At 64.6% G+C, this 11,449-nt stretch carries 12 protein-coding genes and 1 tRNA gene; 6 read left to right on the forward strand and 7 right to left on the reverse strand.

The genetic code is table 11. The features are described from left to right. Positions 1–66: 66 nt before the first annotated feature. The 3 genes from ugpC to QK287_RS15300 all read right to left on the reverse strand — a co-directional run bounded on the left by ugpC (position 67) and on the right by QK287_RS15300 (position 3,618). Positions 67–1,149 (reverse strand): sn-glycerol-3-phosphate ABC transporter ATP-binding protein UgpC, encoded by a 1,083-nt coding sequence (gene ugpC / locus QK287_RS15290; protein WP_282360653.1) that lies wholly within the window; start codon positions 1,147–1,149, stop codon positions 67–69. 257 nt (positions 1,150–1,406) lie between these two features. Further along, positions 1,407–2,219 (reverse strand): trehalose-phosphatase, encoded by an 813-nt coding sequence (otsB, locus tag QK287_RS15295; protein ID WP_226776320.1) that lies wholly within the window; start codon positions 2,217–2,219, stop codon positions 1,407–1,409. After that, positions 2,209–3,618, reverse strand: a complete 1,410-nt coding sequence (locus tag QK287_RS15300; RefSeq protein ID WP_226776453.1) for a trehalose-6-phosphate synthase — start codon at positions 3,616–3,618, stop codon at positions 2,209–2,211. Before QK287_RS15300 ends, otsB begins: the two co-directional genes overlap by 11 nt. A 274-nt stretch (positions 3,619–3,892) precedes the next feature. On the opposite strand from QK287_RS15300, the gene QK287_RS15305 reads away from it, so the two are divergent. From QK287_RS15305 to QK287_RS15325, 5 genes are all read left to right on the forward strand, one after another. Then, positions 3,893–4,783: a DsbA family protein gene (locus tag QK287_RS15305; protein ID WP_282360655.1), complete on the forward strand. Its 891-nt coding sequence runs from the start codon at positions 3,893–3,895 to the stop codon at positions 4,781–4,783. A gap of 154 nt (positions 4,784–4,937) precedes the next feature. Further along, a tRNA-Thr gene (locus QK287_RS15310) sits at positions 4,938–5,011 on the forward strand. A 189-nt stretch (positions 5,012–5,200) separates the two neighbouring features. Beyond that, entirely contained in the window at positions 5,201–5,689 is a 489-nt protein-coding gene (locus tag QK287_RS15315; protein WP_282360656.1) for a GyrI-like domain-containing protein, read from the forward strand. Positions 5,690–5,876: 187 nt separating this feature from the next. Then, positions 5,877–6,179, forward strand: a complete 303-nt coding sequence (locus QK287_RS15320; protein ID WP_226776323.1) for a DUF4193 domain-containing protein — start codon at positions 5,877–5,879, stop codon at positions 6,177–6,179. 244 nt (positions 6,180–6,423) lie between these two features. Next, positions 6,424–6,969, forward strand: coding sequence for a hypothetical protein (locus QK287_RS15325; protein ID WP_226776324.1), 546 nt, complete (start codon positions 6,424–6,426; stop codon positions 6,967–6,969). Between the two features lie 22 nt (positions 6,970–6,991). On the opposite strand, the gene QK287_RS15330 is transcribed toward QK287_RS15325, so the two are convergent. From QK287_RS15330 to QK287_RS15345, 4 genes are read right to left on the reverse strand one after another with little or no spacing between them, the layout of a single operon-like run. Further along, on the reverse strand, positions 6,992–7,384 hold the full coding sequence (locus QK287_RS15330; RefSeq protein ID WP_282360657.1) for a flagellar assembly protein FliW: 393 nt from the start codon (positions 7,382–7,384) through the stop codon (positions 6,992–6,994). Further along, positions 7,381–8,271 carry a flagellar hook-associated protein FlgL gene (gene flgL, locus QK287_RS15335; protein WP_226776326.1) on the reverse strand — a complete coding sequence of 297 codons (891 nt, stop codon included), beginning with the start codon at positions 8,269–8,271 and terminating at the stop codon, positions 7,381–7,383. Before flgL ends, QK287_RS15330 begins: the two co-directional genes overlap by 4 nt. Positions 8,272–8,275: 4 nt before the next feature. After that, complete coding sequence (gene flgK / locus QK287_RS15340; protein WP_282360658.1) at positions 8,276–9,685, reverse strand: flagellar hook-associated protein FlgK; 1,410 nt, start codon at positions 9,683–9,685, stop codon at positions 8,276–8,278. A 10-nt stretch (positions 9,686–9,695) separates the two neighbouring features. Next, the gene (locus QK287_RS15345) at positions 9,696–10,226 is read right to left on the reverse strand and encodes a flagellar protein FlgN (protein ID WP_309485716.1); all 531 of its coding nucleotides are present in this window, start codon (positions 10,224–10,226) and stop codon (positions 9,696–9,698) included. Positions 10,227–10,457: 231 nt separating this feature from the next. Between QK287_RS15345 and QK287_RS15350 the strand changes: the two genes are divergently transcribed. Continuing rightward, the gene (locus QK287_RS15350; protein ID WP_226776328.1) at positions 10,458–11,339 is read left to right on the forward strand and encodes a flagellin; all 882 of its coding nucleotides are present in this window, start codon (positions 10,458–10,460) and stop codon (positions 11,337–11,339) included. The last annotated feature ends 110 nt before the right edge of the window (positions 11,340–11,449 follow it).

Here is an 11,449-nt window from a genome sequence, read left to right on the forward strand (position 1 = left end):
GTGGGTGGGCCCACGCCGGCAGGGTTCCCTGGCCGAAGCGAAGCGAGGCTAGGGTACCGGTGGGGACTAGTCGCCCAGGCGCAGGCCCGTCTTGGTGTCGAACAGGTGCACATGGCCGGACTGCGGACGGACGTAGATGGTTTCGCCCTTCATCGGCGGGCGGCGGCCGTCGACGCGGGCCACCATGTCGTAGCTCTGACCGTCGAGCCTTGCGTGGCCGTAGACGTAGGCGTCGGCTCCGAGCTCTTCGACGACGTCGACCTCAACCTGCAGGCCCTCGCCGGCGGCGACGGTTTCGAGGTCTTCCGGACGGCTGCCGAGGGTCACGGTCTTGCCGTGGGCTCCTTCGAGGACGTCGCGCGGTACCGGGTACACGGTGCCGCCGAACTGCACGCCGCCGTCGACCACGGGAAGCTCGAGCAGGTTCATTGCGGGAGAGCCGATAAAGCCGGCCACAAAAACGTTCTTCGGCTTGTCGTAGAGGTTGCGCGGGGTGTCGACCTGCATCAGCAGGCCGTCCTTCAAGACGGCAACGCGGTCGCCCATGGTCATGGCCTCGACCTGGTCGTGGGTCACATAGACCGTGGTGACACCCAGCCGGCGGGTCAGGGACGCGATCTGCGTGCGGGTTTGGACCCGGAGCTTGGCGTCAAGGTTGGACAGCGGCTCGTCCATAAGGAACACCTGCGGGTTGCGGACGATGGCACGACCCATGGCAACACGCTGGCGCTGGCCACCGGAGAGTGCCTTCGGCTTGCGGTCCAGGTACGGCTCGAGATCCAGCAGCTTGGCAGCTTCACGGACGCGTTCGGCACGCTCTTCCTTGCTGACGCCGGCGATCTTCAGCGCGAAGCCCATGTTGTCCGCGACCGTCATGTGCGGGTACAGGGCGTAGTTCTGGAAGACCATGGCGATGTCGCGGTCCTTCGGGGGAACGTCGGTGACATCGCGGTCACCAATCAGGATCCGGCCGGCGTTGACGTCCTCGAGACCTGCGAGCATCCGCAGGGAGGTCGACTTGCCACAGCCGGAGGGTCCAACGAGGACCAGGAATTCGCCATCGGCGATTTCAATGTTGAGCTTGTCAACTGCGGGCTTGTCCGTGCCCGGGTACACACGTGTTGCGTTGTCAAAAGTAACTGTAGCCACAGTTATCAATCCCTTCACCGGCAGGTACGTGCCGGACGATCCGTAGTGAATGGTCTTATTTTTCAGTTATGTATTCAGTTGTTGGCACCTGATCGTGCGCATACTCCCCGGCCGAAGCCGAGGAGTATCCAATGACGCCGCACGTTACTTGTGCGCCACATCACAACCAGAGTATGTCAGATAATTGGTAAATAGGTCAAAATGTCGTAGATGTCACACGTGATTCAGCCTGCATGGTTCCCGTGATGGGCTAGTATTCACAGCCCGAGGGCGCGCTTACGTTCCCGCAGCAAGGCTTCCAGCAGCTCGGAGACATAAGCGCAAGCCTCGACCCGGAACTCGGCTTGGGTGAAGTCCAGGCCCACCTTCACACCGAGATCCCCCGGCAGCAGGCTGGCCAGGGCGTCCTCGTCGGTGGTGTCGTCGCCGGCGAAAATCGTGGCGGTAGCATCCGTCGCCTGGCGCAGGAAGGCGACTCCCTCTCCCTTCGAGGCATGGACCACGGACGTTTCCAGCACGCGGTTGCCGGTCTTCAGGAATACCCCGGGTTTGTCCTGCAGGACGGCGCGGGCCGCCGCGATGGCGTCCTCGGCGACGTCGTCGGCGGCAAGCCGGGTGTGCAGCACAACGCCAGCCGGTTTGTCCTCGAGCAGGGTGCCGGGGGCGGCCTCGACGATGCCTTCGAGTTCCTGCCTGATATCGGCGAGAAGCTTGCGGCGGGCGTCATCGAGTTCCAGCGGCGCAGACCCCGGTCCCAGCCAGGCCTCGGCCCCGTGGCTGCCGATCAGCAGGGTCTTCGCCGGGGGAAAGGCGACCGCGCGGAGGCTGCCCAGGGCGCGCCCGGAGACGAGGGCAGTCGTCGTCCGCGGCAGTTCGGCGAGCGCGGCAAACGCCGCCGCCGAGCGGGGGAGGGCACGGGCGTCCCCCGCTCTGTCGACGAGGGGTGCCATGGTGCCGTCAAAATCCATTGCGACGAGCAGGTGTTCGGTGCCGGCCACGCGGCGCAGTGCCGCGAGCAGGTCCGGTGAGAGCGTCAGCGGGGCTGGCCCGGGGGAGTGCTCAGCTGTCATCTCGGATGACCTTTTCTTCGAGGGCGCGCAGGAAATCTGAGGACCAGAGGTCAACGTCGTGGTCAAGGATCTGTTTGCGCATCGAGCGCATCCGGCGCGCGGCTTCCGTGGGCTGCATACGGACTGCCTTCATGATGGTCTCCTTGAGACCATCAATGTCGTGCGGATTCATCAGCAGTGCTTGTTTGAGCTGGTCCGCGGCGCCGGCAAACTCGCTGAGCACCAGGGCTCCGTCATTGTTGGTCCGGGCGGTGACGTATTCCTTGGCGACGAGGTTCATACCGTCCCGCAGGGCGGTGACGAGCATAACGTCTGCGGCCAGGTACAGCGCCACCATCTCCTCGATGGGGTAGTTGTGGTGCAGGTAGCGGACGGCGGTGTTTTGCAGGGTGTCATAGGTGCCGTTAATGTGCCCGACGGTGCCTTCGACTTCTTCGCGCAGCAGGCGGTACTGCTCCACCCGTTCCCGGCTGGGGCTGGCGACCTGGATCAGGGCGGCGTCCTCCACCGAGACCTCACCGTCCGCCAGGAGTTCCTCGTAGGCCTTGAGCCGGTGCCTGATGCCTTTTGTGTAATCGAGGCGGTCGACGCCGAGCAGGATCGTTTTCGGGTTGCCGAGGTCTTGGCGGATTTGCCGCGCGCGCTCGATGATTTCGGGATTCCGGGCGAGCTCGCTGATTTGTTTTACGTCAATCGAGATAGGGAAGGCCTGGGCGCGGGCGATGTGGGTGGTCTCGCCGTCGCTGCCCTTGACGTGGACCTGCTGCTGTTTGACGCTGGCGCCGAGGAAGCGGCGGGCGGAGCGCATAAAGTTGCCGGCGTCGCTGCTGCGTTGGAAACCGACCAGGTCGGCGCCGAGCAGCCCGTCGATGATGGCACGGCGCCACGGCAGCTGGGCGAAGATCTCCGGGGGAGGGAAGGGAATGTGGTTGAAAAATCCGATCTTCAGGTCCGGACGTGCCTCGCGCAGCATCTTCGGGACGAGCTGCAGCTGATAGTCCTGGACCCAGACTGTGGCTCCGGGGTTGGCATGGTGGATGACGGCGTCGGCGAACCGGCGGTTCACCTTGCGGTAGGAGTCCCACCAGGTCCGGTGAAACTCCGGCGGGGCGATCACGTCGTGGTAGAGCGGCCAGAGGGTGGAATTAGAGAAGCCCTCGTAGAAGTACTCGATGTCTTGCGTGCTCAGCTGGACCGGAACGAGGTCGATGCCGCCGTGGCTGAAGGGCGGAACGGACTCATCCGGGGCACCATGCCAGCCGACCCACGCCCCGTCGGTCTTGGTCATCATCGGGGCCAGTGCTGTGACCAGGCCACCGGGGGAGCGGCGCCAGCCGTCCTCGCAGCCCGCCTCCTCCGGGGAGCAGCGGTCGACCGGCAGGCGGTTGGAGACCACCATAAAGTCGTATTGCGCGTCCGGATCGGTGTCGTTGGTGCCGTGCGCTGCTGCGCCGGCGGACTTCGGATCCGATTCGCCGTGTTTGCTGGCCTGCATTGGTGCCCCCTGGGATTCGCTCGCGGCTCCTGTCCACCCTAGCTGGGCGGAATCTTCTGTGCTATTCGCCCGTTGGAAAACCCGGAAGAAAGTTGAAAGCGCAACTTCTCAGACTTCTCCCCTAAAATGATGAATTGCCACCCAGCGGATAACACCGGCCGAACGACCCGAGGAACTGATGAGCCCCGCCAACGAACCCCGCCAGTCCAAATCAGAGCGAACTGCTGCGGCCCGCGAAAAGGCCCGTGAAATCCGCGAGGCACAGCTGAAGAAAGAAAAGCGCAACAAGTTGCTGATCGGCTGGGGCATCGTAGCCGCCGTCGTGGCGATCATTGTGGTGGTGGCCCTGGTGGTTACCTCGAACATTCAGAAGAATGCCCCGGTCGCGGACGAGGGGCCCACCCCCGCCAACGGCAACGTGTACGGCGGTGTCACCCTGCTGGCAAACTCCGAGGTGGTCAAATCCGACCCCGCGACCGTACGGGTGGCCGATCTCCCTTCCGCCCCCGCAACTCCGCCGGCCCAGGTGACCGCGCCCGGTGCCGAAGCAGAGGCAGGTAAACCGGTCAAGGTGGTCCTCTACATCGACTTCATCTGCCCGGTGTGCAAGGACTTTGAGGCGAAGTACAACGAAACACTCACGAGCCTTCGCAATGAGGGAAAGATCGCCGTCGAATACCGCCCGCTGGGCTTTCTCGACAGCCGGTCCACCACGAATTACTCCTCCCGGGCAGCCAATGCCGCAGCCTGCGTTGTGAACGAGTCGCCGGAGAAGTATGCGGAATTCGTTGATGCGCTCTTTGCGAAGCAGCCCGCTGAAGGCAGTGCCGGAATCTCCGACGCTGACTTGAAGAAAATGGCGACCGAGGCCGGGGCCAAGAGCATCGACGCCTGCGTCGATGCGAAGACCTACCGGCCCTGGGTCAAATACACCACCCAGCAGGCAACAGCGGTCGGCGTGACCGGTACGCCGACGGTCTTTGTGGACGGCAAGCAGTGGGGCCAGGGCGACAGCGCCAAGACCCCGTTCGATCAGTTCGTCCAGGCCGCCGTCGACGCCAAGAAGTAGGCGGCAGCAACGCCGGCACAAATTGCCAGGCCCGGTTCCGGATTCGTCCGGAACCGGGCCTGTTTTTATCACCGGGCCTACGTGGGCTAACCTTATCTAGCGCCATGGCGCCTGGCCCCGCTTCGTGGCCCGGTGCCGGACGGCGCGACGGAATGCCTCCTTAGCTCAGTTGGCCAGAGCACCGCTCTTGTAAAGCGGGGGTCGTCGGTTCGAATCCGACAGGGGGCCCGCGAAAAACCGCGCCGCTGCCGGGTCCCACCCCGTCGGCGGTGCGGTTTCTGTTTTAACCCCGGCCGCTAACCCCCAAACCCACCACAGCCAGGCAACCGGCGTCGGGCCCATCACGCGGTCCGCTGACGCGCGGCAGGGGGACATAAGGCCCTAGACCCCGGAAACCGGCCGGCGGAATCTTGGCGTATGACAGAAACGAATCCGGAATTGACGCCGGACATCAGGTCCACCCAGTTGGAGGCACTGCCGACCGCCGTGCTGCGCGAAACCGTTCCCATGAAGGAGTTGACGGCGTTCTTCGACCGCGCCTTCAGCGCCGTACTGAGTGCCGTCCAGCAGCAAAACGTCCAGCTGGCCGGACCGCCGTTCGCGATGTACCGGGGGACGCCGACCGACGTCGTCGACGTCGAGGCCGGATTTCCCGTCGCAGCACCTTTTCCCGGTGTTGCGGGCGGCGAAGTGACGGCGGGGACACTGCCCGCGGGCCATGCCCTGGAGGCGACCCACGTGGGCCCCTACGACACTCTCCCGGACACGTATGGGCTGATCATGTCAAAGATGCAGGCCGAGGGCCTCACCCCGGGAGGAGCTATGTGGGAGTCCTATCTCACCGACCCGGCCGCGGAACCCGACTCGTCCAAGTGGAAGACGCTCGTCGTCTGGCCGGTCGCCTGAGGGACAGCCGACCGCGGGCGCCGGCCTGTCAGCGCTTCTGGCGGGCCCGCGCCCTCCCCTCCGCGGAGCGATGCGACGCAAAATGTCGGATTCGCCACACTATTGTTCCACTGCGTGCATAATGTCCTAAACTGCTTCACTGAGGTGCCTGAGATGGCGCTGCGCAGCAACGAAAGTGAACCCCCAAATGGCTACCGATTACGACGCACCCCGCAAGACAGAAGAAGAAACTCCCGCTGAATCGCTGGAGGCCCTTCAGGCGTCCCGCAGCGGCGGCGCCCAGACGGCTGTCATCGATCTCGACGAGAACGACACGGCCGAAGGCATCGATCTTCCCGGCGCTGACCTGTCCGGCGAAGAGTTGACAGTTACAGTTGTCCCCGAGCAGTCGGACGAATTTACCTGCTCGTCCTGCTTCCTGGTGCGTCACCGGTCCCAGGTGGCCAAGGAAAAGAACGGTCTGAAGTTCTGCCGCGATTGCGAAGGATAGGGGACCTTCCGCCGCGAATCACCACTTCATACCAGTCACCGCCAAGCGCCGAATCCCGATGGGGGCCCGGCGCTTCGCTGTTCCCGGCGGGTATCGCCGGCGGCAGAGGGTCCACTGCGGTGCAACGCTCCTGTGACCGGGACCGGGGCAAGCTAACGGTTGGGCGCCGAAACGGCTGGGCCCTCGTTTTGGCTGCCAAAGGCTCCTATTCTGGAGTTATCTCATCTCCTGAGGGGGCGGCCGAGTGAAAACATTCCGGGTGTTGCTGTTGGCTATTGTGGTGGCGATTGGATCGGGGCTGGTAGCGCCCGGTCCGGCCTCGGCAGATCCATACTGCGGACTGGTGTGGGGATCGCTGATAAAAGCGGATCCTGCGATGAGCCAGGCGAAGGTGAACAACGTCCGCACCGGGCAGCACTACTGTTTCGACCGGCTGGTCATCGACCTCAACGGGCCAGTCGGCGGGTATACCGTGCACTACGTTCCGCAAGTGGTCCGCGACGGCTCCGGCCTCCCCGTCCCGCTGCGGGGCCAGGCGTTCCTTCAGGTCACGGTGAACGCTCCGGCGTACGACGACAGCGGCAATTCAACCTACACCCCGGCAGATCCGGCCGAGCTCAGCAACGTCAGCGGCTACCAGACGTTCAAACAGATCGCGTGGGCCGGCAGCTTCGAAGGGTATTCGAGCCTTGGCCTCGGGGTCCGGGCCCGGTTGCCGTTCCGCGTCTTCGCCCTGGCCGGACCCGACGCCGGCTCACGGCTGGTGATCGACGTCGCCCATTTCTGGTGAGGGCACTTCCGCCCGGGTCGAGTCAGAGCGAATTGAGATCCGCCCGGAGCGGGTAGTCGCGGCCGTCCAGGACCAGCTGGGTGCAGCGGCGGGTGGCCGGGTTCAACACGATCGGAGCCATAAGGTTCACTGTGGTTGCGGCGGGGGAGTGGTTCAGGACGACCAGTATCTGGGGCGCGTCCTCCTCCGCAAGCTCCAGTGCCTGGCGCGTGGCGGCCGTGACCGGCGGGTTGTAGGTGGGCACGAAGACTGCGGCGTCGGCGAGGAACAGCCGCGCAGGTGTACCGGAGGTCGCTTCCAAGGCATACAGTCCGGTTGCCCCTTCAACGCTCCGGAGGGTGAAGTCATGAGCGTCTTCAAGTCCTGGCATCGGGACCGTGAATGAGACTGGCGTGTTCAGCACGGCGGTACTCACCGGAGAAAGTCCATCAGCGTGGGCTGAAGGACCCGTGCCGTCGCGGCCAGGGCCACCTGGTAGTTGGTCTCCTGAAGTTTCAGGTCCATGATGACGCTGCCAAGGTCCAGTTTTTCTATGCCCATCTTCTGCGCGTCCAAGTTGGCCTCCAAATCCGTATTGACGTTGCCGGCACGTTCCAGCTGTGCCTGCCGTGTTCCTATCTCAGCACGTCCATCGACGATGTGAGTAAAACCCGCATCCAGGTTGCCGATCTGCAGCGACGTGGGGGCCGTTCCGCCCTTCAGCGCATCAGCGATGGACTTGACGGCCCCGAAGACCGAAGTGGAGCCGGTGCCAAAGACCGCCTCGCCGTCGGCGTCCACCCGGACAGTCTGGGTCGCGCTGAAGCGGCGTTCGACCGGGCTGAGGCCGGTGCCGTTGAAGGTGGGTGGCACGGGGCCGCTGAAGGCTTCAGGGTTATCCGAGTTCCCGGCAAAGATGTTCCGGCCCAGGTGCTTGGTGTTGGCGATCGAAACGAGTTCGCTGTTCAGGGCATCCAGCTCGTTGGCGATGGCGATCTTGCCGGACTGCGGCAGCGATCCGTTGCCGGCAAGGACGGTGAGGTCCTTGATCTTGTGCATCACGTTCGTGGCCTGTTCGAGCGCGGAATCCGCCGCGGTGAGCCAGGTGTTGCCGTCGTCGATGTTCCGGCCGTACTGGGCGTTGGCCGCGAGCAGGGACCGGGTCTCCAGCGCCTTGGCAGTAGCGGCGGGATCGTCCGAAGGACGCGAGATCTTGTTGAGTGTGGTCGCCTTTTCCTGCAGTTCGGCCAGCCTGGACTGCTGGGTCTGCAGCGTCCGCTGGGCGTTGGCGCTCATGGTCAGGTTCGTGACGCGGTTCAGCATGGGTCTACCTTCCTACCAGTCCGGTGCGGTTGATCAGGACGTCAAGGGCCTCGTCGACGGCGGTCATCACTCGGGCCGCGGCCTGATAGGCGTGCTGGTTGGTGAGCAGGCTGACGTTTTCCTCGTCCAGGCTGACGGAGGCTTGGGAGGCCCGCTCCGTGATGGCCGAGATTTGGGCGGCCGTGGTGAGCGCTTCGTGCTGCTGGGCTCCCCGGGACTGCACTCCGATGTTCGTGACGATGCCCGACCAGATCTTGTCCGGCGAGCCGTTACCAGTGCCGAGCTGCGAGATCGTGTCCGCAATGCTGGTGTCCAAGGCGCCGCCCGCAGAGGCTTTCAGCGCGATGTTGCCGATGTTGGCGGGGCCGGAAATGCTCAGTGCAGCGGGGTCAGAGCCGGTGGTCGTGAAGAAGTCGACGTTTGTGGTGCCGGCCCCAGTGACACCGGACTTGTGGACGGTGTTTACTGCCGTGGCGAGGGCGGTAGCGAAGCCGTTGTAGGACGCCGCGGCTTGGGCGATTGCCCCGCCCTTGTCTGCCGGTGCCAGTACGGAGAGGGCGCCGGCGAGTTCGCCGCCGTCGAGCGCTGCCGTGCCGCCGGGGCTGGTCCACTCAATGCGAAGCGCGTCGGTGGCGGCGCTAGCCATGGCCGTTGCGCCGGCCAGCTGCAGGGTCCGCACTGAGCTGCCCGTCACGAGGGCGTTGCCGCCGACGAGAACATCCACGGTGCCGTCGGCTTGCTCGCGGACGGTGCCGCCTGCGAGGCCGGCGATCTGGTCCGTGAGCTTGGCCCGGGCGTCGATCAGTTCGTTTGCCGATCCGCCGGCGGCAAGGGTGGAGCGGATGGTTGTGTTGTAGGAGGCAACCTGGGCGGCTGCCGCGTTGACGGCAGTCACCGCGTCCTGGGCCTGGCCGCGGACACTGCTCCATTGCGAGTCGAGGGCCTTGTATCCGGAGGAGATCTTGTCCGTCACGGAGTTGGCGGCGTTCAGCAGCAGCGCCTTGGGGCCGTCTTTGTCGGGCTGGTTGGCGGCGCCCTGCCAAGCGGACCAGAAGCCCTGCAGTGCCGTGGAGATGCCGTCTTCGCCGGGTTCCTGAAGGACGCCCTCGATGCCCTGCAGGGCGGCGGAACGGACACTGGCGTAGCCGGCCTGGGCGGCAGTGGAGCGGACTCCGCCGTCGAGGAAGCTGTTGCCGAGCCGTGCGATCGCGTCCACCGACACGCCCTGGCCGGCCTGCAGGAGGCCACCGCTGAAGAGGCCGCGAGCGGGCGCCGCGAGCGACGACTGCTCGACGCGCTGCCGGGTGTACCCCTCGGTAGCGGCGTTGGCGATGTTCTGCCCGGCCACGTTCATGCCCTGCTGGGCTGCGGTCAGTCCACGGTAGGCGGTGTTCAGGGCGCCGAAAGTGCTCAAGGTCGCTTCCTTAGAATTGCTTGTCGAAGATGCGGGAGGCGGCGGTTTCGCCGGTCTTGCCGTGCGCGTCGTAGGTGCCGGCTGCCGGACGCAGGTCAGCCAGCGACTCTTGGGTGGAGCGGACGGCGGTGCGCAGGTACTGCTCGTTGGAGTCGCGCAGTTCCTTGATTAGGGCAGTCTGGCGGGTCAACGCGGCCAGGTGCGCGGTGAGGATCTCGGCCCAGGCGCCTTCCGGGGCGGCGGCGGCCAGTTCCGCGAGGGAAGCATCGGTGGGAAGTCCCCACGTTTCGGCGACGACGGCGGCCTCGATGGTCCGCGCCAAGCTCGCCTGCGAGAGGTGCCCCAGGACCTGTTCAACTTCCTTGGTGCCGTGGGGCAGCCAGCGGGACTTGCCCGAGGTGAGCAGCAGCTGCTCTTCCTCTAGCTTGAAAGTGAGAACGTCCAAGAGCTCACGCTCCCGCCACAGCAAGGCTGAAAGTTCGTGGATTGCCATGGTCCGGACGGCTCCCTTGTCGGTGACTAATGCGGTGGTGCCGGGCATGCAGTACATAAGGAATCGGCTGCAGCCATCAGCAGGGTTCGTAGAAACTATCGGCCGGGGAGTGGGATCCGTTAGCGGGAAGAAGGCTGATTACTTTCGGAAGGGCGGGGGAAAGCCGTTCGAAAAAGAATTTCGCATTTTTGCTTACGTCGTCCTCCGAAAGGGCGATAACTACTCCTGAAGGCCCACGGATGGGCCATCGCTTACAGTCCCACTCACGGAGGAAACATCATGGGCTTTGTTATCAACAACAACCTCGCGGCAAACAACTCTTACCGCAACCTCAACTCCACCCAGAACGACCTTTCCAAGTCCTTGGAGAAGCTGTCCACCGGCCTGCGCATCAACCGCGCCGGCGATGACGCAGCAGGCCTTTCAATCTCCGAAGGCCTTAAGGCGCAGGTCACCGGCTCGGCCCAGGCAGCCCGCAACGCCCAGGACGGCATCTCCGTCATCCAGACAACTGAAGGCGCCCTGACCGAGGTTCACTCCATCCTGCAGCGTATGCGCGACCTTGCTGTCCAGGGTTCCAACGACACCAACAACACGGCAGCCCGTGACGCGATCAAGGCTGAGGGCAACTCACTCGGCCAGGAACTCGACCGCATCACGAAAGCCACCAACTTCAACGGCATCGACCTGCTCAAGGGAGCTACCGGCGCGGGCGTCACCGCGACGTCAACCCCGGGTTCCCTGGAAATCCAGGTCGGCACCGGTGGCACGACCGGTGTGGACACTATCAAGGTCAAGGTGGGCGACGTGGCAACAGCCACCGGCGCCCTGTCCGACGCTGCCGGTACCGGCGCCACCGACTTCGTGGTCGACACGGCGGCTAACGCGCAGACTACGATCGGGAAGATCGACACCGCCATCAAGGCGATCTCGGCACAGCGCGCAGACCTCGGTGCTGCTCAGAACCGTCTGGAGCACACCGTAAAGTCGCTGAACGTTGCCGGTGAGAACCTGCAGGCTGCTCAGTCCCGCATCGCCGACGTCGACATGGCTCAGGAAATGGTCAAGTTCACCAAGGCCAACATCCTGTCCCAGGCCGGCACCGCAATGCTGGCCCAGGCGAACCAGTCCAGCCAGGGCGTTCTTTCGCTCCTGCGCTAAACCGGATCCGGCAGTCCGGCAGTTCAGATAGCCTAGCTGCCACCCTGATCGGACGATGAGACACCCCCGATTACCACGCTGCGGAAGGGCCGGACGATGGCAACACCATC

It is taken from the genome of Arthrobacter sp. AL05, from assembly GCF_029960715.1.
GTDB lineage: Bacteria > Actinomycetota > Actinomycetes > Actinomycetales > Micrococcaceae > Arthrobacter.